General features: G+C 73.2%; 18 protein-coding genes, 1 pseudogene and 1 riboswitch. Of the genes and pseudogenes, 6 read left to right on the forward strand and 13 right to left on the reverse strand.

Features of this window, described 5'->3' with window-relative positions:
• The first annotated feature begins 164 nt into the window (after positions 1-164).
• Positions 165-1,460, forward strand: a complete 1,296-nt coding sequence (gene thrS, locus ACFYNS_RS04120; RefSeq protein WP_360297453.1) for a threonine--tRNA ligase — start codon at positions 165-167, stop codon at positions 1,458-1,460.
• A 69-nt stretch (positions 1,461-1,529) separates the two neighbouring features.
• On the opposite strand, the gene ACFYNS_RS04125 is transcribed toward thrS, so the two are convergent.
• From ACFYNS_RS04125 to ACFYNS_RS04145, 5 genes are all read right to left on the reverse strand, one after another.
• A complete protein-coding gene (locus ACFYNS_RS04125) occupies positions 1,530-2,333 on the reverse strand; it encodes a (2Fe-2S)-binding protein (protein ID WP_388600658.1) in 804 nt (267 codons plus the stop codon).
• Positions 2,330-3,190 carry an ABC transporter ATP-binding protein gene (locus ACFYNS_RS04130; protein WP_388600661.1) on the reverse strand — a complete coding sequence of 287 codons (861 nt, stop codon included), beginning with the start codon at positions 3,188-3,190 and terminating at the stop codon, positions 2,330-2,332. Before ACFYNS_RS04130 ends, ACFYNS_RS04125 begins: the two co-directional genes overlap by 4 nt.
• Positions 3,187-4,224: a FecCD family ABC transporter permease gene (locus ACFYNS_RS04135; RefSeq protein WP_388600664.1), complete on the reverse strand. Its 1,038-nt coding sequence runs from the start codon at positions 4,222-4,224 to the stop codon at positions 3,187-3,189. Before ACFYNS_RS04135 ends, ACFYNS_RS04130 begins: the two co-directional genes overlap by 4 nt.
• Positions 4,214-5,305 carry an ABC transporter substrate-binding protein gene (locus tag ACFYNS_RS04140; protein ID WP_388600666.1) on the reverse strand — a complete coding sequence of 364 codons (1,092 nt, stop codon included), beginning with the start codon at positions 5,303-5,305 and terminating at the stop codon, positions 4,214-4,216. The genes ACFYNS_RS04135 and ACFYNS_RS04140 overlap by 11 nt, the downstream gene beginning before the upstream one ends.
• 65 nt (positions 5,306-5,370) lie before the next feature.
• Positions 5,371-5,552, reverse strand: a riboswitch (cobalamin riboswitch).
• Between the two features lie 550 nt (positions 5,553-6,102).
• Positions 6,103-6,834 (reverse strand): hypothetical protein, encoded by a 732-nt coding sequence (locus tag ACFYNS_RS04145; RefSeq protein WP_360297465.1) that lies wholly within the window; start codon positions 6,832-6,834, stop codon positions 6,103-6,105.
• A gap of 156 nt (positions 6,835-6,990) precedes the next feature.
• On the opposite strand from ACFYNS_RS04145, the gene ACFYNS_RS04150 reads away from it, so the two are divergent.
• On the forward strand, positions 6,991-9,210 hold the full coding sequence (locus tag ACFYNS_RS04150; RefSeq protein WP_388600669.1) for a germacradienol/geosmin synthase: 2,220 nt from the start codon (positions 6,991-6,993) through the stop codon (positions 9,208-9,210).
• Here the strand turns inward: ACFYNS_RS04150 and ACFYNS_RS04155 are convergent.
• The 5 genes from ACFYNS_RS04155 to ACFYNS_RS04175 form a co-directional block, all read right to left on the reverse strand.
• The gene (locus tag ACFYNS_RS04155; protein ID WP_360297471.1) at positions 9,146-10,120 is read right to left on the reverse strand and encodes a DMT family transporter; all 975 of its coding nucleotides are present in this window, start codon (positions 10,118-10,120) and stop codon (positions 9,146-9,148) included. The two genes, ACFYNS_RS04150 and ACFYNS_RS04155, sit on opposite strands and share 65 nt — an antisense overlap.
• A gap of 162 nt (positions 10,121-10,282) precedes the next feature.
• Positions 10,283-10,519: a hypothetical protein gene (locus ACFYNS_RS04160; protein ID WP_360297498.1), complete on the reverse strand. Its 237-nt coding sequence runs from the start codon at positions 10,517-10,519 to the stop codon at positions 10,283-10,285.
• Positions 10,520-10,748: 229 nt separating this feature from the next.
• A complete protein-coding gene (locus tag ACFYNS_RS04165) occupies positions 10,749-12,287 on the reverse strand; it encodes an FAD-dependent oxidoreductase (protein WP_388600672.1) in 1,539 nt (512 codons plus the stop codon).
• 466 nt (positions 12,288-12,753) lie between these two features.
• Complete coding sequence (locus ACFYNS_RS04170) at positions 12,754-13,641, reverse strand: TIGR01777 family oxidoreductase (RefSeq protein ID WP_360297474.1); 888 nt, start codon at positions 13,639-13,641, stop codon at positions 12,754-12,756.
• Between the two features lie 43 nt (positions 13,642-13,684).
• A complete protein-coding gene (locus tag ACFYNS_RS04175; RefSeq protein WP_360297477.1) occupies positions 13,685-14,815 on the reverse strand; it encodes an SMP-30/gluconolactonase/LRE family protein in 1,131 nt (376 codons plus the stop codon).
• 91 nt (positions 14,816-14,906) lie between these two features.
• On the opposite strand from ACFYNS_RS04175, the gene ACFYNS_RS04180 reads away from it, so the two are divergent.
• Positions 14,907-15,350, forward strand: a complete 444-nt coding sequence (locus ACFYNS_RS04180; protein WP_360297480.1) for a MarR family transcriptional regulator — start codon at positions 14,907-14,909, stop codon at positions 15,348-15,350.
• A 109-nt stretch (positions 15,351-15,459) separates the two neighbouring features.
• Here the strand turns inward: ACFYNS_RS04180 and ACFYNS_RS04185 are convergent, their stop codons facing one another.
• A complete protein-coding gene (locus tag ACFYNS_RS04185) occupies positions 15,460-15,981 on the reverse strand; it encodes a DUF4240 domain-containing protein (RefSeq protein ID WP_360297503.1) in 522 nt (173 codons plus the stop codon).
• 273 nt (positions 15,982-16,254) lie between these two features.
• Between ACFYNS_RS04185 and ACFYNS_RS04190 the strand changes: the two genes are divergently transcribed.
• On the forward strand, positions 16,255-17,208 hold the full coding sequence (locus ACFYNS_RS04190) for an SDR family oxidoreductase (protein WP_388600676.1): 954 nt from the start codon (positions 16,255-16,257) through the stop codon (positions 17,206-17,208).
• A 254-nt stretch (positions 17,209-17,462) separates the two neighbouring features.
• On the opposite strand, the pseudogene ACFYNS_RS04195 reads toward ACFYNS_RS04190, so the two are convergent.
• A pseudogene (locus tag ACFYNS_RS04195) lies at positions 17,463-18,455 on the reverse strand (helix-turn-helix transcriptional regulator); the annotation flags it as partial.
• A 74-nt stretch (positions 18,456-18,529) separates the two neighbouring features.
• On the opposite strand from ACFYNS_RS04195, the gene ACFYNS_RS04200 reads away from it, so the two are divergent.
• Together ACFYNS_RS04200 and ACFYNS_RS04205 are read left to right on the forward strand one after the other, a co-directional pair.
• Positions 18,530-20,068: a sodium-dependent transporter gene (locus ACFYNS_RS04200; protein WP_360297489.1), complete on the forward strand. Its 1,539-nt coding sequence runs from the start codon at positions 18,530-18,532 to the stop codon at positions 20,066-20,068.
• Entirely contained in the window at positions 20,068-20,172 is a 105-nt protein-coding gene (locus ACFYNS_RS04205; RefSeq protein WP_360297492.1) for a methionine/alanine import family NSS transporter small subunit, read from the forward strand. The genes ACFYNS_RS04200 and ACFYNS_RS04205 overlap by 1 nt, the downstream gene beginning before the upstream one ends.
• A 195-nt stretch (positions 20,173-20,367) precedes the next feature.
• On the opposite strand, the gene aceE is transcribed toward ACFYNS_RS04205, so the two are convergent.
• Entirely contained in the window at positions 20,368-23,061 is a 2,694-nt protein-coding gene (gene aceE / locus ACFYNS_RS04210) for a pyruvate dehydrogenase (acetyl-transferring), homodimeric type (protein WP_360302192.1), read from the reverse strand.
• Positions 23,062-23,127 lie beyond the last annotated feature (66 nt).

Genomic DNA, 23,127 nt, shown 5'->3' on the forward strand with positions numbered 1-23,127 from the left:
GCTGCTAGGTTGCCTCCATGCAGCAGCGCGCCGTACAGATCGCCAGGACGACGACGCCGGACGAAGTCCCGGCGCGCTGACCGACGAACCCGTCAAGCCCCGGGCCGAGTGCCCGGGGCTTCGTCGTCCCCCTCGGGCGGCCCGTGCCCACGAGGGAGGACCCCATGACCGCAGCCCGCCACGACCACCGGTCGCTCGGCCGCGAGTTGCAGCTCTTCGGCACCGATCCGCTGATCGGCGCAGGACTGCCCTACTGGCTGCCGGACGGCGCCACCGTCCGGCACGCGCTGGAGGAGTACATCCGCGGAGTCGAGCGCCGCGCCGGGTACCGGCACGTCTGCTCGCCCGTCCTCGGCAAGCGCGAACTGTACGAACTCTCCGGCCACTGGGACCACTACGCCGACGACATGTTCCCGCCCCTGGAGCGGCGTGCGGGGAACGCCGAGAAAGCCCCCGAGGGAGACGCCGAGGCGGACGAGGCGGACGAGGTGGACGCCGGGGCGGGCGAGGTGCTGGTGCTGCGCCCCAGCCTGTGCCCGCACCACGCGGTGATCTACCGCTCCCGCGCGCACAGCTACCGTGAACTGCCGCTGCGGATGTCCGAACTCGGCACCATGTACCGGGCCGAGCGCTCCGGAGTGCTCGGCGGACTCACCCGGGTACGCGCCATCCAGCTCAACGACGCGCACATCTTCTGCACCCTCGACCAGGTGGCGGCCGAGGCCCGGGCGGCACTGGAGCTGATCCGGGACGCCTACCGGGCGCTCGGCATCGAGGCGGCCCGCTACCGGCTCTCCCTGCCCGCGCCGGGCGGCGACCGGCTGCCCGGCCCGGACGCGTGGCGGCAGGCCACCGCGCTGCTGACCGAGGCGCTGGAGGACGCCGGGCTGCCGTACGAGGCCGCGGAGGGCGAGGCCGCCTTCTACGGGCCCAAGATCGACGTGCAGATCGCCGACGCGGCGGGCCGGGAGGCGACCCTCTCCACCGTCCAGGTCGACCTGCACCAGCCCGAGCGCTTCGATCTGCGCTACACCGGCGCGGACGGCCGGGCCCACCGGCCGGTCATGGTCCACCGCGCCGTGCTCGGCAGCGTGGAGCGCGCGGTGGCGCAGTTGATCGAGGTGCACGGCGGCGCGTTCCCCGCCTGGCTGGCGCCCCTCCAGCTCGCCGTGCTGCCGGTGTCCGAAGCGGAACGGGCCGCGGGCGAGGCGTTCGTGCGGCGCTGCACCGCCGCGGGGTTGCGCGCCGAACTCGCTCCGCCTGAGCGCGGCAGCCTGGGCGCCCGGGTACGGGAGGCCCGCCGGGTCCCCTACCAGGCGGTGCTCGGCCGCCGGGAGGCCGCAGCCGGGCGGATCGCGGTACGGCTGCGCGACGGACGCCGGCTCGACCCGCTGCCGGAGGACGACGTCGTCGCGCGGATCGGCACCCTGGTGGAGCGGCACAGCACCGAGCTGTGGTGACGGCACGGCCCGGCAGCCAGCGGCACGGTCCCGGCTGTCGGGCCGTGCCGTCCCGACCGTCCGGCCGGTTCAGCGCGCCGCGTAGGCGCGCAGCCGGTCGGCGCGCGGGGTCAGGCAGCAGCTCGCACAGCGGACCGCTTCCGCGCTGGTGTAGTAGAGGCAGCAGGTGTTGCGGAGGTAGCGCAGCCGGCGGCCGCCGTCGGCACCGGTGACCTCGGCGAGGTCACCGAGCCGCACCAGCTCCGGCCGCGGGCCGACGAACTCCGCCCAGCGCCGGGCCAGCTCCTGGGGCGGGCGGGCCGCGGCGGCACTCAGCGCGGTGGCGCAGCCGTGGGCCACTCCGCCGTGCAGTTGCCGCAGTCCGGCACGGGTCGCGCGGCGCAGCGCGGCGGCGAGCGGCAGCAGATGGGAGTCCAGCACGGCCTCGTGGAGCGCCGAGAGCGTGCCGGCCGGTTCGGCGGAGGGCGCGGCGAGCAGCCGCGGAGTCCGCAGCCGTACGCCGGCGATCCCGTGGCCGCCGGGCCGCACCAGGATGTTCCCCGGCCGCACGTCCCACACGCGCCCGTCGAGCACCCAGTCGAGCACCGCCGCGGCCGTCACCCGCCCCGCGTACACCGCGATCAGGGTGAGCGCCGCCGCGTGCGCCGAACGGTGTCCGCTGCCCTGCCACTCGGCGGACAGCAGCCGCGCCAGCTCGGCGCTGTCCGCGTCCAGCAGGCGGTCCGCGGGCAGCCACGCCCCGGCGGCGGTCTCCGCGGGAGGCGGCTCGCCCGGCAGCATGTGGTAGCGGGGGCCGTGCGCGGAGGCCAGGTCCGTCAGCGCGCACAGCGCCGTCAGTTCGTCCGGTTCGGCGGGCCCGCCCGCGCCGGTCATCCCCGCAGCCCTTCCCGCGGCTCCCGCGGCTCCTGTGTCTCCCGCGGCTCCCGCGGGTGCGGCAACCCCCGCGGCTCCCGCGGCGGCAGGTACACCACCGTCGGCGCACCCGTCTCCGGATGCACGTCCACCTCGGCCCGCACCCCGTACACCTCGGCCAGCAGTCCCGGGGTGAGCACCTCCTCGGGCGTGCCGTCCGCCACGACCCGGCCCGCCTCCAGCACGTACAGCCGGTCGCAGAAGTACGCGGCGAGGTTGAGGTCGTGCAGCGCGAGCAGACCGGTGGCGGGCAGGTCCCGCACGAGCGCCAGCAACTCCCACTGATAGCGCACGTCCAGATGGTTTGTCGGCTCGTCCAGCACCAGCAGTCCGGGGTCCTGCACCAGGGCGCGGGCCACCAGCACCCGCTGCCGCTCGCCGCCGGACAGCTCGTCGAAGGGCCGCCCGGCCAGCGCGGCGGCGCCCGTCCGCTCCAGCGCCTCGGCGACCCGGGCCGTGTCCGCTGCGGTGTCGCCCTCCCAGAACCGCTTGTGCGGGGAGCGGCCCATCGCCACGATCCGGCCCGCGGTCAGTCCGAATCCGCCGCCCGCTTCCTGCGGCACGGCCGCCACCCGCCTCGCCCGGCCCTTGACGCTCAGTGCCGCCGCGTCGTGGCCGCCCAGCGTGATCCGGCCGCCGGTGGGCCGCAGCGTCCCGTAGACGCACCGCAGCAGGGTGGTCTTGCCGCTGCCGTTCGGCCCGACGACGCCGACGGTCTCGCCCGGCGCTGCCCGCAGGCGCACCCCGTCCAGCAGGACGCGTCCCTGCGCCGCCCGGTAGGACACCTCCTCGACGTCCAGGGCGTGCGGCGGCGTCACCCCATCACCCCCTCGGCGCGCCGGGTGCGGCGCAACAGCCACAGGAAGAACGGCCCGCCGGTGAGAGCCGTCAGCACACCGACCGGGATCTCCTCGGGCGCTGCGACGGTGCGCGCCGCCAGATCGGCCAGCACCAGGAAGGCCGCCCCGCCCAGCGCCGCGACGGGGAGCAGCGCCCGGTGCCCGGCACCGACCGCCATCCGCGCCGCGTGCGGCACCATCAGCCCGACGAAGCCGATCGCGCCGCTCACCGTGACCAGCACCGCCGTCACCAGGGAGGCCAGCACGAACGAGGCCGCGCGGAAGCGTCCGGTGTCCAGCCCCAGCACGGTGGCGCCCTCCTCACCGACCAGCAGCAGATCCAGCGGCCTGGCCAGCGCCAGCAGCAGGGCGAGCCCGGCGCCCAGCACCAGCGCGGGCAGCAGCAGGGTCTGCCAGCGGGCCTGGCCCAGCCCGCCCAGCGTCCAGAAGAGGATGGCCCGCAGATGCTCGTTCTCCGCGGAGGTCACCAGCACCAGGCTGGTCAGCGCGGAGAGCACGTACTGCACCGCGACTCCGGCCAGCACCAGTCGTCCCGTCGTCACCGCCGCGCCGCTCCGCGCCATCGCGTAGACGGTCACCATCGCCAGCAGCGCCCCGGCGAACGCGCCCGCCTGCATCGAGACGGCCCCGACGCCCAGGACGACGACCAGGACGGCGCCCGTGGAGGCGCCGGAGGAGATGCCCAGCAGATACGGATCGGCCAGCGGATTGCGCACCAGTGCCTGCAGCACCGCGCCCACCAGTGCCAGTCCGGCGCCGACGACGGCGGCCAGCAGCACCCGCGGCAGCCGCACATCGAGCACGATGGTGGTGAACGGGCCCGGCTGCGCCCGGCCGGTCAGGGCCGCCAGCACGTCGGGGAGCGGGATCCGGGCCGCGCCGAGCGCCAGCCCGGCCAGCGCCCCGGCGACCAGGACGGTGGCCAGCACGCCGCAGACCAGGGCGCACCGCAGCGGATCGGCGGAGGCGCGCGGCGCGGTGCTACTGCGCACCGGTGTCCTCCGGGCGCAGCTGCCGGGCCAGCGCGTCCACCGCGTCGGGCACCCGCGGGCCCAGTACCGCCGAGGAGAGCGGCAGCACGGCGAACCGCTCGTGCTCGATCGCGGGCACGTCGGCCAGCGCGGGGTCCTCCAGCAGCCGCTTCTTCTTCTGCGCGACGGTCGTTCCGCCGTAGTCGTAGATCACCACGACCTCCGGCTCGCGCTTGACGACCTGCTCCCAGGAGACGTCGGCGAACGTCTTGTCGAGGTCGGCGAAGACGTTGCGGGCGCCGGCCCGGCGCAGGATCTCGTCGCCGATGCCCGCGCCGCCCGCCGTGAACGCGGAGCTCTCCCCGCTGTCGTAGACGAACACCCGGGTGCTCTCCGTCCCCTTCAGCCGCTTCGCGGTGGCTGCCAGCTGCCGGTCCTGCTTCCTGACCAGCGCCGCGGCGCGTTCCGGTACGCCGAAGATCCGGCCGACCTCCCGGAACTCCCGGTGCAGCGTGTCGATGTCCACGTCCTCGGTGCAGGACTCCAGGTCGAGCCGGGTCGTGATGCCGCTCTCCCGCAGTGCCGCGCGCGACCGGCCCTCCGTCTTGTCGAAGGAGCTGGCGTAGCCGCCGTAGACGAAGTCCGGTGCGGCGCCCAGCAGCGTCTCTTTGGACGGGTACTTCTTCGCCAGGACGTCGATGCCCTGGTAGGCCTTCGCGTAGCGGGGCAGGATCCGGTCGTCCAGGTAGGCGGTGCCGACCATCCGGTCCTGCAGGCCGAGCGCCAGCATGATCTCGGTGACGTGCTGGTTCATGGTCACCGCCCGCTGCGGCGGCTCGGTGAAGGTGGTCTTCACCCCGCAGTTGGTGACGGTGTACGGGAAGCCCTCGGCGGAGGAGCCGCGCGCGTCTCCGCCTCCGTCGCCGGACCCCCCGGCGCAGGCGGTCACGGATATCAGCAGCAGCGAGGTGAGGACCGCGCGGCCGGTGCGGTGCGGCGGGCGCGGGTGTGCGGCGGTCCGGCCGGCGGCGGCCGAGCGGTTGCGGGCGGCTCCCGGGGGACGGCCCGGCACGAGGGCGCGGATGCGGCGCGGTCGGCGCATGGCCAGCAGATCCTTCTCCGTCAGAGGCCCGATCGCGGGGCCCGGCGTCGTACCGCGCCGGGGGCTTTCCGGGCGCGGCCGCCAGCAGGTCTTCGGACTCGGGACTGCGGGGGCGGTGCGCCTTCCCGGGGGCTGCGCCCCAGTGGCCTCGTGCACGCCCCAGTCCCACACCGCTGCGCGTCAGCTCCGGATTCGCACCGGATTCCCTGACCCGATCAAGGGTTTGACTGGCTGCTGCAACGTACCACGCACCCGGACGCCGGGGACGGGCGCGGCAGTGCCCCGGAACCCTGCGTAGGGGGAGAGGAGAAGGGACCCCGGGGCTTTACCCGGCCCCGGGGTCCTGGGTGCCGCTCGTTCGCACGCCCTGACGGTTCATGGGCGGATCGTTCGGCGATGTCCTCGCGTGGAGCCACTCCACCACGGCGCAGCGTGGACGCGCCGGCTGGGTTCGAACCAGCGTCTCGAGGTCGTCACCGCCCCGGTTGCCGGGCGATGAACGGCGATGCTGAGCGTGGAGCGAGAGGTTGAGACTGACCGGCGCCTGCGAGACACAGTGCGGCCGGGGGTTCACACATCAGCTTCAGTTTCAGCTTTGCGCTCCTGGCGCACCCCGGGCCGACGGGGCGTCGGCCCCTGGCCCGGGGAGTCTGGGGTGTCGGTCGGTCGCGGGCACTCTCCCGGATCGGTCGGGTGGACGGCACACGGACAGCCGTACGGTCAGGATACGGAGGGTCGGGGACGCGGAGGTCCGGGACGCGGACGCCCGCACCGGAGCGGGGCACCGGTGCGAGCGGTCAGGCGAACAGGTACCCGAAGACGGCCTCGCCGGCCCGCTTGTCGGCGACCTCGGTCCCGTTGGCCTCCTCGCGGGCGAACTTCACCGCGGCCGCGAGCTTGTCCAGCCGCTCCAGCAGTTCGTTGACCCGTCGGGCCGGGAGGGCCCCGGAGTACTTGACCGTGGTCCAGTAGCCGACGGGGATGTCCTCGTAGTAGACCTCGACCTGGGCCGGGTGCTTCTCGGTGGCCTCCGCCTTCACGTGGTTGCGCGGCACCTTCTTGGTGCGCACCGTGCGGACCTGCTCCGTCTTCCACCAGTCGGTGGAGGGGTCGATCTCCCACGCCTCGGCGCCGTCCAGGATCGGCAGCTTCCGCAGGAACGAGCCGAGCTCGCCCAGCTGCTTCTCCAGGAACAGCAGGTAGGAGACCGGCACGTCGGAGAGCACCGTACGGCCGTCGACCGAGACGTCCGCGCGGGCTGTGAGGTTCGACCAGTCCTTGGTGGCCGTCACATCGAACAGCCGCGTGAGGATCTTCGCCGTTTCCTTCAGTACATCCTCGGCCTTGACCTGGACGCGTGTCGACTCCGGCGGAAGCTGCTCGCCCTCTTCGTCCTTGGGCTGGTACGTACGCGAGATACCCGCGAGCATCTGCGGTTTCGTCAGCCCGTGCTGGGCCTGCGCCAGGTCCTGCACCACCTTGGACTTGACGCCCTTCTCGACTGCGATGATCTGATTCAGCTTCGCCACGAAAGCGAAGCTAGCAGCCCGACTCGGCGCACAGCCAACGGTTTTGTTCGACAGCGCCTCGGAGCGCCCCTCACACATCCGGGTGAAAAAGGATGTTCGTCATTCCAGGCCGGGTAGGCCGATCCCGCACCGAATCGACGAGCCGAGGGACGAACGTTGTCGCAACCCTTCGAACTGCCCGACTTCTACGTGCCCTACCCCGCCCGTCTCAACCCGCACGTCGACCAGGCGCGCACCCATTCCCGGGAGTGGGCACGGCAGATGGGAATGCTGGAGGGGTCCGGGATCTGGGACACCGCCGACCTGGACGCGCACGACTACGCGCTGCTGTGCGCCTACACCCACCCCGACGCCACCGCCGACGACCTGGCGCTGGTCACCGACTGGTACGTGTGGGTCTTCTTCTTCGACGACCATTTCCTGGAAGAGTTCAAACGCACCCAGGACCGCGTGGGCGGCAAGGCGTATCTGGACCGGCTGCCGCTGTTCATGCCGCTGGAGGACGACCCGACGGTGCCGCCGCCCCGGCCCGCCAACCCGGTCGAGGCGGGGCTGGCCGACCTGTGGGCCAGGACGGTGCCGTCGATGTCGGCGGACTGGCGCGCGCGGTTCGCCGTCAGCACCGAGAACCTGCTCAACGAGTCGCTGTGGGAGCTGTCCAACATCAACATCGGCCGGGTGCCCAACCCGGTCGAGTACATCGAGATGCGCCGCAAGGTCGGCGGCGCCCCCTGGTCGGCCGGGCTGGTGGAGTTCGCCGAGCACGCCGAGGTGCCCGCGGCCGTCGCCGCGTCCCGCCCGCTGTGCGTGCTGCGCGACACCTTCTCCGACGCCGTGCACCTGCGCAACGACCTGTTCTCCTACGAGCGCGAGATCGGCGACGAGGGTGAACTGTCCAACGGCGTGCTGGTGCTGGAGACCTTCCTGGAGTGCACCACCCAGGAGGCCGCCGAGTCCGTGAACGACCTGCTGACCTCCCGGCTCCAGCAGTTCGAGCACACGGCGCTGACCGAACTGCCCGCCCTCTGCGCCGAGGAGGGGCTGGATCAGGCCGCCTGCGCCGATGTCGCCGCCTATGTCAAGGGGCTCCAGGACTGGCAGTCGGGCGGTCACGAGTGGCACATGCGCTCCAGCCGCTACATGAACGGCGGGGGAGCGGTCGCCGGGCGCCCGGCGCGGCTGCCGTTCGCCCCTTCGGGGCCGGGCACCTCGGCGCTGGCGACGCTGCGCCCCGCTCCCCGGGCGCAGGCGCGCCGGGCCCGCTCCTTCGCGCACGCACCGCACGAGCGCACCGGCCCCTCGGTGCTGCCGCAGTTCGAGATGCCCTTCCCCGACCGGCTCAGCCCGCATCTGGACGGGGCCCGGGAGCGGGTCGTCGCCTGGGCGCACGGGACGGGGCTGCTGGGCCCGCAGCCGGACGTGGCGGGCGGCCGGGTGTGGGACGAGGGTCTGATCCGGGACTACGACCTGCCGCTGTGCGCCGCCGGGATCCACCCGGACGCGAGCGCCGCCCAACTCGACCTGAGTTCGGCCTGGCTGGCCTGGGGCACCTGGGGCGACGACTACTATCCGGTCCGCTTCGGCCGCACCCGGGACCTGGCGGGCGCCAGGGAGTGCACCCGGCGGCTCTCCCTCTTCATGCCCGTCGACGGGGAGCCCGCGCCGCCGCCGGGCAGTCCGCTGGAGTGCTCGCTGGCCGACCTGTGGGCCAGGACGGCCGGCCCGATGACGCCCGCCAAGCGCCGCCGCTTCCGCACCGCCATCGAGGTGATGGCCGAGAGCTGGCTGTGGGAGCTGGACAACCAGGCGCTCAACCGCATCCCCGACCCCGTCGACTACGTCGAGATGCGGCGCAGGACCTTCGGCTCCGACCTGACGATGAGCCTGTGCCGGCTGGCCCAGCCGGACACGATCCCGGAGGCCGTCTACCGCAGCGGGCCCATGAAGTCGCTGGAGAACGCCGCCGCCGACTACGCCTGCCTGCTCAACGACGTCTTCTCGTACCAGAAGGAGATCGAGTTCGAGGGTGAGCTGCACAACGGGGTGCTGGTGGTGCGCAACTTCTTCGACTGCGACTACCCCACCGCGCTGCGCATCGTCGACGACCTGATGAAGTCCCGGATGCGGCAGTTCCAGCATGTGGCCGCGCACGAGTTCCCCGTGCTCTACGACGACTTCGGGCTGGACGAGGCGAGCCGGGCCGCGCTGGACGGCTATGTGCGGGAACTGGAGAACTGGATGTCCGGCATCCTGGTGTGGCACCGCGACTGCCGCCGCTACGGGGAGGCCGATCTGCGCCGCCACTTCCTTCCTAACTGGCCGTTCGACGGCCCGACGGGGCTGGGGACGTCGGCTGCCCGGCTGGCGTCGCGGTAGCCGCGGCGACCGGCTGCGGGGGGCGCGGGCTCCGGCCTCGGGAGCGGGAGACCGCGACCCCCGCCAGGCACAGCAGACCGCCGCCCAGGGCCAGGGGGCCGGGCACCTCGTCCAGGACGATCCAGGACATCAGCACGACGAGGACGGGCACGACGTAGGTGGTGGATCCCATCCGGCCCGCGGTGCTGCGGGAGAGCGCGTAGGCCCAGGTGGAGAACGCCAGCGCGGTCGGGAACACTCCCAGGTAGACGGTGTTGAGGGTGGCGGACAGCGGCGCGTCCGCCATGTCGGAGACCAGGTGCCCGCCGAACGGCAGGCAGGCGACGAATCCGATCAGGCAGCTGAACGCGGTGACCTGGAGCGGTGAGGCGTGCCGCAGCGCGGGCTTCTGGCTGACGACCCCGACCGCGTAGGCGACGGCCGCCAGTACGCACAGCACCACCCCCAGCGGCGAGGAACCCCCGCCGTCGGAGACGGACAGGCCGACCACGACGGCGCCCGCGAACGAGACCGCCATCCCGGCCAGCAGCCGGGTGGGGAAGCCCTCCTTGAGCAGCCAGCCGCCCAGCAGCGCCATCAGGATGGGGCCGATGTTGACGAGCATCGCGGCCGTCCCGGCGTCCACGAGGCGCTCGCCCCAGTTGAGGACGACCATGTAACCGCCGAACCACAGCAGTCCGGAGGTGATGATGCCGGGCCAGGCGGCGCGCGGCGGGATTCCCTCCCGGCGCACGAGGAGCACCGCGCACAGTACGAGGGAACCGGCTCCGAGTCGTCCCAGGGCCAGTGCGCCGGGGGTGAAGTGTTCGCCGGTACTGCGGATGGAGACGAACGACGAGGCCCACAGCACGACCGTGACGGCGGCCGCCACCAGCGCCTTGGCATCGGTACGTCTTTCGTCTGCCGCCATGGGGGCTCCTTCATGGGTTCGCCTGACCGTCCGTGACTGTCAGGACCGTAAAGCACCCATGCTCATGACGCCACCGGTTTTTCGGTGCCCGATGTCGGCGCGGCGGAGCCGCCCCGCGCCGCCCGGCCGATGGCGAGGGCCGGGCGGCGCGGAAGGACGGGATCAGGGCAGCAGCGAGCGCACCATGCGGCAGGTGGTGAGGGACGGCGGGTGCACGCCGATGCGGTGCGCCGTCGTACGGATGGTGCGGTTCCGGGCCTGCGCGGCGGTGTGGACACCGGTGTCGAGCAGGGCTATCGCGATCCGCATGGCCTTGAGGCGCCGGTTGTGCGCCTCGTACCACTCGCGCGGCCGGCCGGGCGGAAGCGGTTTCTTGGGCAGCACGGGAAGGGTGGACATCTTCGGCAGGTGCTGCTGCTGCGGAGACGCCGCGCGGGTGGTGCGGGTCGTGGTGCGGGTCGTGGTACGGGTCGTGGGGCGGGAGTGCGAACGAGGGGTTCGGGAACGGACAGCAGTCATCGACGGCCTCCTCCAGACGTCGGTGCGCTTCCTGATTACTACCCCATATTCTACCCCGCCCCACTGACAAAACCCGCTGGTCATCCCGGAGTTCGGGACTCGTGTTCGATTATGCGGCGGTCTCTTGCGCCGCCTCTCGCACGGGCTCCCGCGCCGCTTCTCGCGCGTCCGGCGCGGCGGACGCGTGCGCGCCCTGCCCCAGGGCTGCCGGGCGGCCGAAGTCCCGCAGGATCTGCTCCGTCGCGCGCTCGGCCGAACGCAGGGCCCCGCGCGGTGTGCTGGTGTCCCGGTGCTCCCCGCACACGTACAGGCCCGACAGCACCCGGACGGGACGACGCGGGTCGTGCGGCGCGGGCATCGCCGGTACCGCGTCCGGGTCGTGGTACGCGGCCAGCAGCTCCCAGCGGTCCGTCGGCACCCCGTAGACACGGGCCAGTTGGCAGCGGGCGGCCGTGTCCAGTGCAGCGGCCGGCTCACTCGCACGCGTGCCCAGCACGACCGAGGTCAGCAGCGCCCGGCCCGGCGCGGCACGCGACGGGTCCACGGCCGAGGCCGCCCAGGTGTGGCTGACCGGACCCGGCTCCGCGCCCTCCCGCTCGGCGCACACCGTGAACGACGGTCCGTCCGCGCCGGGCGGGAGGGGCTCGGGCGCGGCGTGGTGCAGCACGGTCACCGGGTGGAACTCCGGTACCCGCAGCCCCGGCAGCAGCGCGGCGGCCGACCGGGCACCGGTGGCCACCAGCGCCGCCTCGCAGCCGAACGTGCCGTGCTCGGCGGTGCGCACGGCGTGCGTGCTCACCGAGGTGACCCGTACGCCCGTGCGGACCGAGTCCGGTGGCAGTGCGGCGGCCAGCAACTCCACGGCGGCTTCCTGACCGCCTGCCGGTACGCCCAGCCCGCCGCGGGCGAAACCGCGCAGGGTCAGATCGGCGACCCGGCTGGAGGTGGTCAGCGCGGGATCCGACAGCAGCGCGGTGAGCAGCGGGCGCACCAGCGTCTCCGTCGGCCGGGTGGGCAGCCCGCGTGCGGACAGCGCCTGGTTGGCCGGCAGTTCGGGCCGCGACAGCAGACCCTGGGGCGGCACCGCGGCGAACCGGTCCAGGGAGGCGCGCAGCCGGGCAAGGCCCAGGGCGTCGGACATGTCGGCCCGGCTCCGCGCCCCGGTGAGCGCGCGGGCGGTGGTGAATGCGCCCCGAGTGCTCCCTGCGCCCCTCGTGCGCCGGTCGAACAGCACCGCACGGCCCGTCCGCGGCGGCGGGCAGTGGCGCTCCGCCGACCGGGCCGCCACATGGTGCGTGCGGCCCTCCGAGTGCAGCAGCGCCCCCGGCGGGAACGGGCGCAGCGCGAGCCCCTCCAGGGCCGGCAGCCGGGTGAGCGCCTCCGTGTCCCGGTCCAGGCTGAGCACACCGGGACTCCGGTCCAGCCGGAATCCCTGGACGCGGTCGGTCCGCGACCGGCCCCCGACGCGGTGCGCCGCCTCCAGGACCAGGACGCGCAACCCCGCGCCGGTCAGCCGGTGCGCCGCGGCCAGTCCTGCCAGTCCCGCCCCGACGATCACCACGTCCGCGGTCCTGGCCCTGCCCCGGCCCTCCACCTCCTCGTCGCCGGTCCCTGTCCGGGTGCCTGCGTATGCGCTGCTGATCAGCACGTTTCCTCCCGACGTCGACGCGCGTACGGGCCGATGGGTCTGCCTTCTCGCTGCTGCCTGTTCTCGTGCTGTGCGGCTGTGCGTGTGCGGCTGTGCGTGTGCGGCGGTGCTGCTGTGCGTGTGTGCGGCGGTGCTTCTCCGCGTCCGTGCGTGTGCGGGTACGTGTGCCGCGAGTGCTGCCTGCGGCTGCTGCGTGTGCCGGTGTCCGCGCCTGTGCGGGCGTGTTCCGACCTGTCCGGGTGCGTGGGTCCCTGTGCTGCTGCGGGCGTCGGCTGCCGTCCTGATGCCCCCGCGCGCTCAGCTCATACCCGTGTTCGAGCGTTCGTGTGCGGCCGTCCGCGCGGTACGTCGCGCGAGGGGCGCCCGGATGCACATCCCCGGCGTCCACCGCCGCGGCACGCCGCTCCCGGACCCGCTTCCGGACCCGGCGCCGGTCGCCCGGGTCCGCCGCCGGAGGGGCAGCGGCTCACAGGGCGCTGCGGATGGCCTCGGTGACGGTGGGGAAGGCGAACCGGAAGCCCGCGTCCAGCAGCCGGCGGGGCAGGACGCGCTGGCTGCCCAGCACGTCCCCGGCGAACTCGCCCAGGGCGGCCCGCAGGACGGGCGCGGGCACCGGGAACGGGGTGGGGCGGCGCAGCACGTGCCCCATGGCGGCGGTCACCTCGCGGTTGGTGCTCGGTTCCGGTGCGGTGAGGTTCACCGGTCCCGCCGGTGCCTCCTCATCCAACAGGAACCGCAGCGCCGCCACATGGTCGTGCAGTGCGATATGGCTCCAGTACTGCCGCCCGTCACCCAGCCGCCCCCCGAGGCCCGCTTTGAACAGCGGGAAGAGCCGCCCCCACGCGCCGCCGCCGCGGGCGACGACCAGGCCGGTGCGGCCCAGGACCGTGCGGATCCCGGCGTCCTGCGCGGCACCGGCCGCCGCTTCCCAGTCCTGGCACAGCTCCGCCAGGAATCCCTCACCGGGCGGGGCGGACTCGTCGACGACCCGGTCCCCGGTGTCGCCGTAGTAGCCGATCGCCGAGCCGACGATCAGGGTGCGGGGCGGGGTGTCCAGTCCGGCCAGTGCCTCGGCGATGGTCCGGGTGCCCTGCACCCGGCTGTCGCGCAGTTCGCGCTTGTAGCTGTCCGTCCAGCGGTGATCGCCGATTCCGGCGCCCGCCAGATGGACGACGGCCTCGCATCCGGCCAGCCCCGCGGTGTCCACCCGGCCCGCTCTCGGGTCCCACCGCACCTCGTCGCCCGCGGCCGCCGGGCGCCGTACCAGCCGCTGCACGTCGTGGCCCGCTGCCCGCAGGGAGCGGGTGAGCGTCGAGCCGATGAGTCCGCTGGAGCCGGTGACCGCGATACGCATGCGCCCATCCTGACCTACGCACCGGGGTGTTGTCGGCCGCGGCTCACAGGCCGCGTACGGCGGCGATGGTGAACGGTGTCCGCGGCGTGCCCGGTCCCATCGGGCCGCCCTGGTCGAACTGCGAGCGGACCACGTACAGCGTGCCGCGCGAGCGGGTCAGCGTCGTGGGCAGTTGCAGGTCGGGGTCGCTGCGGCGGGCCTCCTGGCGTGCCCTGGTGCCGTCGTGGCTCAGCCGCCATCTGCTCAGCGCGTCGTCCGTGTTGTGCACGACCCACATTCTGTTGCCCGCCGTCTCCAGGCCGTCGGCGTTGCGCAGCCGCGTCCCGTGCGTGTCGACCCGCGAGGCGCGGCCGGTCCGCGGGTCGAGCCGGTAGAGGCCGCCCCCGACCATGTCGGCCGTGAGCAGCCAGTGGCCGCCGGGTCCCGCGGCGATCCCGTTCAGCGCCGGTGCCCGGTCCGGGTGCGAGGGCAGCAGTCGGGTCAGGTCGAAGCGGGTGCTCAGCTCTCCGCGTCCGCCCGTGGCGCGGGCGCGGGCGAACTGCGCGGGAGTGACCTGGTGGACGACGTTGCGCACGCTGTCGGTCAGATAGGCGGTGCCGTCGGGGGTCAGGGCGAGGTCGTTGATGAAGAACGGGGCGTCGCCCGGGACGTCGAACCGTGCGAGCAGCCGTCGCGAGCGCAGGTCGTAGACGGAGACTCCGCGGGTCGAGTCGATGACCCACAGCCGTTCTGCCCGGTCGACCTCCAGCCCGTTGGCGGTGTGCCGCCCGTCGGCACCGGCGGGCAGGAACGTCTCGGCCACGCGGTGTCCGGGCGTCATCCGGTAGACGGCGCCGGTCTCGTAGGAGGCGGCGTACAGCCTGCCGGTCCGGGGGTCGTGGGTGATCCCTTCCGGGTAGACGCGGTCGCCGGGCAGTTCGTACGCGGTGGAGATGCGCAGGCCGGACGGGTGCGCTGCCGAGGTGGCGGACGCGGAGTGTGCGGGTGCGGGAGGGGCGGGCGCCGGAGCGGCCGCGGTCAGTGCGGTGGCCGCCGTGGTGGCGGCGAGCGCGGCCAGGGCGGTGCGGCGGCGGACGGACGGGCGGGGTGCCGTGCGGGAAGGAGCCGTGCGGGGAATGGTGTGCCTCCAGGGGCAGGACGGGGTCCGGCGCCGGGCGCGGCGGTCCAGGACCAAGACCTCTCGTTATGAGATGTGCACGCACATTAGTTAGAACTCTAATCATCGTCAAGATGCTTATCCCCGTGCTGGTCGTTACGATGCCCGGATGACCTCCATGCCCGTCGGCGAGCGCCTGGGCTCGTACCTCAAGGACGCGTCCAACGCGTTGATGGCGGCCAAGCACGCCGTGCTCAAACCCGCGGGGCTGACGGTCCCGCAGTACGCGGCGCTGCTCCAGCTCGCGGAGAACCCCGGAATGCCGGCCGCCGCCCTGGCCCGGGCCTGCCGGGTGACGGCCCCGACGATGAACACGATCCTCAAGAACCTGGAACAGCGCGCGCTCATCACTCGCACCCCGCACGCCTGGCACCGCAACGTGCTGGAGACCCGGCTGACCGAACTGGGCACCGACACCCTGGCCCGCGCTGACGAGGGCGCCGTACGGGTCGAGCGAGGCCTGTCGGCCGAGTTCACCGAGGAGGAGCGGGCTCAGCTGATCGCGCTGCTCGGCCGGTGCGAGGCGTATCTGGGGACGGTACGGCCGGAGTGAGGCGCCGGACGCGAGGGCCGGCAGCCCGCCCTCGGAGGCGCGGCCGGGCCGGCCGTGGTCGCGGCTCCGTCTCCGACGGCGGGCGCGGACCGGCTCGCGGGTGCCGGGGTCACTCGCCCCGGAAGCGGTCCCACAGCCGGGGCAGGCGATCGGCCAGCGCCCCGGCGTCCTCCATGTCGAGGGCGACGCCCTCCGGGTCGGGCGGAGCCTCCGGCAGCCCCAGGTCGGGCAGGACGGTGCCGGTGAGCTGCTCGTACGCCTCGTCCGCCGCGAAGCCCAGCTCCTCGCCGTCGCCGTCCAGCTCCTCGTCGAAGTCGTCCAGCAGCTCGGCGAGCGCGTCCGCGTCGTGGGCCGCGCCCTCGAAGACCTCCCGGCCCTGGCCGATCAGCCAGCAGCGGAAGGCGTCGAAGACGTCGTCGCTGGCGCCGTCCAGCAGGATCCAGGCGGCCGCCCACAGATCCCACTGGTAGGCCCGGTTGTAGCGCGACTCGAAGTGGCGGGCGAAGTACGTCACCGCGTCGGGATCGAGCTGCGTCAGCCGCTCGACCAGCAGATCCGCCTGCTCCTGGGGGTCGCTGTCGGCCTCCTGCCGGGTGGAGTCGATCAGCTCCCAGAACTCCGTCTCGTCCATCACGCCCTCAGCATCGGGCCTGGAGGCCCGCAATGCACGCGGAGTGCGCCAGATGCGGCTGTGTCGTTACGAGAGGTGCACCGCGCGGCAATTCCGGTTCCGATACCCGACAGGCCGTGTCCGGTATCGCGGGCAGCGTGTCCCACCGGAACGGACGCGGCAGCGGCGCCCGGACGCCGCGGTGCGCCGCGGCAGGTCGCAGACGCCGCGAGAGGTCCGTGCGAAGCCGAGACACGTCGTGAGAAGCGTGTGAAGCGTGAGAAGGAGCAACAGGTGCAGGAGCAGAGCAGTTCCCCGGGGCCGCTGGCCGGCAAGGTCGCCCTGGTCGCCGGAGCCACCAGGGGAGCGGGCCGGGCGATGGCCGTCGAACTGTGCCGCGCCGGGGCCGCCGTCTACGCCACCGGCCGTACCACCCGCGCCACGACCAGCGAGGTCGGCCGGGCGAGCGAGACGATCGAGGAGACGGCCGAACTGGCGAGCGAAGCCGGTCGGGAGAGCGGGGGCAGCGCGACCGCCGTCGCCGTCGACCACCTCGACCCCGACCGGGTGCGCGCGCTGATCGCCCGCATCGACCGGGAGGCGGGCGCGCTCGACATCCTGGTCAACGACCTGTGGGGTGGTGACCATCTGGTCGGCTGGGGCAAGAAGCTGTGGGAGCACGACCTGGCCGACGGGCTGCGGGTGCTGCGGCTGAGCATCGACGCCCACCTGATCACCAGCAGCCATGCGCTGCCGCTGCTGACCCGGCGTCCCGGCGGGCTGCTCGTCGAGGTCACCGACGGCACCGAGGAGTACAACCGGCGCTACCGGGAGCCGGTCTACTACGACCTGGCCAAGTCCGCGCCGCTGCGCGTCGCCCGGGCGCTGGCCCAGGAGACCGCGGAGTACGGCACCACCGTGGTCTGTCTGACCCCGGGCTGGCTGCGCTCGGAGGCGATGCTGGACACCCACTTCCGGGTGACGGAGGAGAACTGGCGGGCCGGCTGCGCCGTCGACCCGCACTTCGCCATCTCCGAGAGCCCCGTCTTCGTGGGCCGCGCCGTGGCCGCGCTCGCCGCCGACGCGCAGCGGGCGCGCTGGAGCGGGCAGTCCCTCTCCAGCGGCGGACTGGCCCGGGTCTACGGCTTCACCGACGCGGACGGCTCGGCGCCGGACGCCTGGCGCTACCTCGTCGACATCGAGCAGGCCGACGACGACACGCCGGTGGACGCGGCCGACTACCGCTGAGCGTCCGCGCCCGGTTCCCGGTCCGCCGCGGCGCCCGCATCCGGGTCAGCCGCGGCGCCCACCACCGGGCTCGCCGCGAGACCCGCCGCCGGTCCCGGGTCCTTCCGCGGCCCCGGGTCCCTTTCCGGTCCCGGGGCCCTCTGCGGCCTCGGCTCCGGAGGCGGCCCGTGCCCGGTGTCCCCCGGCCCGGTGTCCCCCGGCCCGGCGTCCCCAGGCCCGGCGTCCCCCGGGCCGGGATCGTCCGCGGCGTCCAGGTAGAGGGCCGCCGTCCGCCGCGCCGCGTCCGCGAAGCGCTGCCGCAGCGACGGCGGCCCCAGGACCTCGCACTCCGGCCCCAGCATCAGGAGCTGCTCGAAGCCCACCTCTTCGCTCTCCACCCCCAGCACCACCGTCGTGCGGCCCCGCCCGTCCTCGGTGCCGCCCGCCAGCGCCTCGTCGGCAGCGGCCCGGTCGGTGACGTACCGCAGCCGGCGGGCGCCCGGACCGGTGAGCCGCAGCGTCACCTCCGACCGCAGCAGCGAGCGCGCGAACGCCGCCGCGTGCTCGGTCCAGAAGCCGGCCAGGTCGAATCCGCCGTCCCGGTCGAAGTGCGCGTCGTGCACGGCGACCTCGGTGAACCGCCCCACCCGGTAGACCCGCCAGGGGGACCGGTCCGCACGCCCCGCGTCCGCGGGGACGCGGGCCGCCAGATACCACCGGCCCGCCTTCAGCACCAGGCCGTGCGGCTCCAGCTCCCGCTCGACCTCCCGGTCACCGGGTGCGTTCCCGCGGCGGTAGCGGACCAGAATCCTCCGGTCGGACCAGACGGCGTCGGCCAGCGCGGGCAGCAGCGCCGGCGTCTCGGGCGCCTGCCACCAGCCGGGCGCGTCCAGATGGAAGCGCTGCGCCGCACTGTCGTGCACATCGCCCAGCGCCGGGTCCAGCGCCGCCGAGACCTTCAGCCGTGCCGCCGAGGCCGCGTCGGCCAGCCCCAGGTCCCGCAGCGCCGACGGCACCCCGGACAGGAACAGCGCCTCCGCCTCGCTGCGGCCCATCCCGGTCAGCCGGGTGCGGTAGCCGCCGACCAGCCGGTATCCGCCCGCGCGTCCGCGGTCCGCGTACACCGGCACGCCAGCCTCGGAGAGTGCCAGGACATCACGTGAGACAGTACGCTCGGAGACCTCCAGTTCCGCTGCGAGCTCCGCGGCCGTCAGCTCCCGCCGCGCCTGGAGCAGCAGCACCATCCTGATCAGCCGGGCTGCCCGCATGCTGAATACTCCTCCCGTGGGCCGTGGCCCGCTGTTAACGTTCCGCCCGTTATACAGCGAACTAGGAAACGGTCATGTCTCAGCAAAATCGCGAACAGCGCGAACAGTGGGGCTCGCGGGCCGGATTCCTGATGGCGGCCATCGGTTCCGCCGTCGGGTTGGGAAACATCTGGCGCTTTCCCGCTGAGGCCTACAAGAACGGCGGCGGGGCCTTCCTGCTCCCGTATCTCGTCGCGCTGCTCACAGCGGGCCTCCCGCTGCTCATCCTCGAATACACCGTCGGTCGGAAGTACCGGAAGTCGCCGCCCGCGGCCTTCCGGCAGATCTCCCGCCCGGCCGAGGCGATCGGCTGGTGGCAGGTCGCCATCTGCTTCGTCATCGCCTCCTATTACGCCGTGATCGTGGCGTGGGCCGTACGGTACGCCGGATTCTCCTTCGGCAAGGACTGGGGCGACGACCCCGAGGGGTTCTTCGGCGGCGACTTCCTGCACGCCGCGGCCGAACCCGGGCTCCCCAGCTCCTTCGTCGGCAACGTCTTCTGGCCGCTGCTCGCCGTTTGGCTGATCGTGCTGGTCATCCTGGCGCTGGGTGTGCGCCGCGGCATCGAGCGGGCCAACAAGATCTTCATCCCGGCCCTGGTGCTCTTCTTCGTCGTCCTGGTGGTCCGCGCCGTGACGCTGGACGGCGCGGCCAAGGGCCTGGATGCGCTCTTCGCCCCCGACTGGAGCGCGCTGACCGACGGCAGCGTCTGGGTCGCCGCCTACGGGCAGATCTTCTTCTCGCTCTCCATCGGCTTCGGCATCATGGTCACCTACGCCTCCTACCTGGGGCGCCGCGCCGACCTGACCGGCTCCGCGCTGGTGGCCGGCTTCGCCAACAGCTCCTTCGAGATCCTGGCCGGCATCGGAGTCTTCGCCACCCTGGGCTTCATGGCGCAGTCCAGCGGCGCCGCCGTCGGCGACGTCGTCAGCGAAGGGGTGGGGCTGGCCTTCATCGCCTTCCCGGCGGTCATCTCGCAGATGCCGTTGGGCGCGGCCTTCGGGGTGGTCTTCTTCGTCTCGCTGACCATCGCGGGACTCTCCTCGCTGATCAGCATCGTGCAGGTGGTCATCTCGGCCGTGCAGGACCGCACCGGCATGCGCCGGGTGCCCGCCGTGTGGACCGTCGGCGGCCTGCTGGCGGTGGTCTCGCTGGCCCTCTTCCCCACGGACACGGGCCTGTCCCTGCTGGACGCGGCCGACCACTTCATCAACCAGTACGGCATCGCGCTCGCCGCGCTCGTCTTCCTCGTCGTCATGGCCTGGGTGCTGCGCCGGCTGCGGACCTTCCAGGCCCACGCCGACGAGACCTCGGCGGTGCGGCTGGGCACGTGGTGGCGGGTCTGCCTGGGGGTCATCACCCCGCTGGTGCTCGGCTGGATGATGATCGACAGCTTCCGCAAGGAGCTGGACGAGAATTACGCCGGATACCCCCTCTCCTTCCTCGCCTGGGCCGGATGGGGCGTCGCCGCCGGCGCGCTGCTGGTGGGCGTACTGATCTCGCTCATCCCCTGGCGCGGGGCACCCGGTGGGGGAGAGGCCGAGAGCATTGCCGACAGTGAGGAGGTGCGCTGATGTCGACCGGAGCCATCGTGATGATGGCCGTGGCCATCCTCATCGTCTGGGGCGGCCTGGTAGCCGCCATTCTCCGACTGCGCAAGCACCCCGAGCAGGAGTGACCGGAGCGCGGTGACTGGCGACCGGTGGCCGATGACCGGTACTGACACCGGCCACCGGCCACCGCGCACCGGAGCAGCGCGAAGGCCCTGCCCCCCATTCCTCGGGGCAGGGCCTTCGCGCGTTCCTGCTGTGCCTTCCGCCGTGTCCCCCGCGGAGCTCTTCCGAGCCGCCGAGGCGGGACGCGGCGGGCCGCGTCAGGCCAGGCCGTACTTCTCGGCGGCGCGGCGGACGTCCTCCGCCTTGACCTCGCCCCGGCGCGCGAGCCGGGACAGCGCGGCGACCACGACCGACTCGGCGTCCACACCGAAGTAGCGACGCGCGGCCTCCCGGGTGTCGGAGAGCCCGAACCCGTCCGTGCCCAGCGAGGCCCAGTCCTGCTCCACCCACTGGCTGATCTGGTCGGGCACGGCCCGCATCCAGTCGCTGACCGCCAGCACCGGACCGGGAGCGCCCTCCAGCGCGCGGGTCACATACGGCACCCGCTCCTCGCCGCGCAGCGCCGCCGCGTCGCACTCCATGGCCTCGCGCCGCAGCTCCGTCCAGGACGGCGCCGACCACACGTCGGCCGCCACGCCCCACTCCTCGGCGAGGATCCGCTGCGCCTCCAGCACCCAGTGGATCGCCGTACCGGAGGCCAGGAGCTGGATGCGCGGCGCGTCGTCCGCTGCGTCCTCCGCCTCCTGGAAGCGGTACAGCCCCTTGAGGATGCCCTCCTCGACGCCCTCGCCCGCGGGCATGGGCGGCTGCACCTTGGTCTCGTTGTAGACCGTCAGGTAGTAGAAGACGTCCTCCTGCGCCGCGGCGTCCGGGCCGTACATCCGGCGCAGGCCGTCCTTGACGATGGCACCGACCTCGTAGGCGAACGCCGGGTCGTAGGAGACGACCGCCGGATTGGTGGAGGCCAGCAGGTGCGAGTGGCCGTCGGCGTGCTGGAGGCCCTCACCGGTCATCGTGGTGCGGCCCGCGGTGGCGCCGATGACGAACCCGCGGCCGAGCTGGTCGGCCAGCGCCCAGAACTGGTCCGCGGTGCGCTGGAACCCGAACATCGAGTAGAAGATGTAGAACGGGATCATCGGCTCGCCGTGGGTGGCGTACGACGTCGCGGCCGCGGTGAAGTCCGCAAGCGAACCGGCCTCGGTGATCCCCTCGTTGAGGATCTGGCCTTCCTTGGCTTCCTTGTAGTACAGCAGCTGGTCGCGGTCGACCGGGTCGTAGTTCTGGCCGAGCGGCGAGTAGATGCCGGCCGAGGGGAACAGCGACTCCATACCGAAGGTGCGGGCCTCGTCGGGCACGATCGGTACCCAGCGCTTCCCGGTCTCCTTGTCCCGCATCAGGTCCTTGACCAGCCGCACGAACGCCATCGTGGTGGCGATCTCCTGCGAGCCGGAGCCCTTCTTGAGCACGTCGAAGGGTTTGTCGGCGGGCGCGGGCAGGCCGACGGAGTGCACCTTGCGGGCCGGGGCCGGACCGCCCAGCTCGGCGCGCCGCTCCTGCAGGTAGCGCACCTCGGGGGAGTCGGCACCCGGGTGGACGTACGGCACCAGCTCGTCGTCCAGCTTGCTGTCCGGGATCGGCAGCTCCAGCAGGTCCCGCATGGCGCGGAACTCCTTGCCCGTGAGCTTCTTCATCTGGTGGTTGGCGTTCCGGGACTCGAAGCCCGGGCCCAGCGTCCAGCCCTTGACCGTCTGCGCCAGGATCACCGTCGGCGCGCCCTCGTGCTCGACGGCCGCCTTGTAGGCCGCGTACACCTTGCGCGGCTCGTGGCCTGCGCGGGAGGCGGTGAACAGCTCGGTGATCTTGTCGTCGGTCAGCAGCCTGCCGAGCTCGGCGAGCGCGGGGGAGGCGCCGAAGAAGTGCTCGCGGATGTAGGCCGCGTCGCGGGTGGCGTAGGTCTGGAACTGCGCGTCCGGCACCTCGCGCAGCCGCCGGGTCAGCGCACCTGTGGTGTCCAGCGCGAAGACCTCGTCCCAGGCGCTGCCCCACAGCGACTTGATGACGTTCCATCCGGCCGCACGGAACTGGGTCTCCAGCTCCTGCACGATCTTGAAGTTGGCCCGCACCGGGCCGTCGAGGCGCTGGAGGTTGCAGTTGATCACGAAGGTGAGGTTGTCCAGCTGCTCGCGCCCGGCCAGGGCCAGCGCCGCGGTCGACTCCGGCTCGTCCATCTCGCCGTCGCCGAGGAAGGCCCACACGTGCGATCCGGCGGTGTCCTTGATGCCGCGGTGGGTCAGATAGCGGTTGAAGCGCGCCTGGTAGATCGCCGAGATCGGGCCCAGACCCATGGAGACGGTGGGGAACTCCCACAGCCAGGGCAGCCGCCGCGGGTGCGGGTACGAGGGCAGTCCCTCGCCGCCGGCCTCCTGGCGGAAGCGGTCCAGATGCGCCTCGGTGAGCCGCCCGTCGAGGAAGGCGCGGGCATAGACGCCGGGGGAGGCGTGCCCCTGGACGTAGAGCTGGTCGCCGGAGCCGTCCTCGCCCTCCTTCCCGCGGAAGAAGTGCTGGAACCCGGTCTCGTAGAGCCAGGCGGCGGAGGCGAAGGTGGCTATGTGGCCGCCGAGCCCCTGGCGGCTGCCGCGGGTGACCATGGCCGCCGCGTTCCAGCGGTTCCACGCCGTGATGCGGGACTCCATCGCCTCGTCGCCCGGGAAGGCGGGCTCGGCCGAGGTCGGGATCGTGTTGACGTACTCCGTCTCCAGCAGCGCCGGTACGGCCAGGCCGCTGTCCCGGGCGTGCTCGACGGTACGACGCACCAGGTACGCGGCTCGTTCGTCGCCCGCGTGTGCCGCGACGGCGTCGAGCGACTCGCGCCACTCGCCGGTCTCCTGCGGATCACGGTCCGGGAGCTGGTCCAGCTCGCTCGGATACGGCGGGCGTACGGGATCGGGCATGGTGGCCACCTTCCGGACGTGTAGGCCCCTCCAAACGGGTCGGGAGGGCGGTTGTGCGGGTGGGTT

Origin of the sequence: Streptomyces sp. NPDC006925 (assembly GCF_042869575.1) — a bacterium.
Taxonomy (GTDB): Bacteria; Actinomycetota; Actinomycetes; order Streptomycetales; family Streptomycetaceae; genus Streptomyces.

Excerpts from the sequence above, each read along its gene's own strand:
- thrS (WP_360297453.1), top strand. The coding sequence starts at position 165 with ATGACCGCAGCCCGCCACGACCACCGGTCGCTCGGCCGCGAGTTGCAG.
- ACFYNS_RS04125 (WP_388600658.1), bottom strand. The coding sequence starts at position 2,333 with ATGACCGGCGCGGGCGGGCCCGCCGAACCGGACGAACTGACGGCGCTG.
- ACFYNS_RS04140 (WP_388600666.1), bottom strand. The coding sequence starts at position 5,305 with ATGCGCCGACCGCGCCGCATCCGCGCCCTCGTGCCGGGCCGTCCCCCG.
- ACFYNS_RS04155 (WP_360297471.1), bottom strand. The coding sequence starts at position 10,120 with ATGGCGGCAGACGAAAGACGTACCGATGCCAAGGCGCTGGTGGCGGCC.
- ACFYNS_RS04160 (WP_360297498.1), bottom strand. The coding sequence starts at position 10,519 with ATGTCCACCCTTCCCGTGCTGCCCAAGAAACCGCTTCCGCCCGGCCGG.
- ACFYNS_RS04170 (WP_360297474.1), bottom strand. The coding sequence starts at position 13,641 with ATGCGTATCGCGGTCACCGGCTCCAGCGGACTCATCGGCTCGACGCTC.
- ACFYNS_RS04180 (WP_360297480.1), top strand. The coding sequence starts at position 14,907 with ATGACCTCCATGCCCGTCGGCGAGCGCCTGGGCTCGTACCTCAAGGAC.
- ACFYNS_RS04185 (WP_360297503.1), bottom strand. The coding sequence starts at position 15,981 with ATGGACGAGACGGAGTTCTGGGAGCTGATCGACTCCACCCGGCAGGAG.
- ACFYNS_RS04200 (WP_360297489.1), top strand. The coding sequence starts at position 18,530 with ATGTCTCAGCAAAATCGCGAACAGCGCGAACAGTGGGGCTCGCGGGCC.
- ACFYNS_RS04205 (WP_360297492.1), top strand. The coding sequence starts at position 20,068 with ATGTCGACCGGAGCCATCGTGATGATGGCCGTGGCCATCCTCATCGTC.
- aceE (WP_360302192.1), bottom strand. The coding sequence starts at position 23,061 with ATGCCCGATCCCGTACGCCCGCCGTATCCGAGCGAGCTGGACCAGCTC.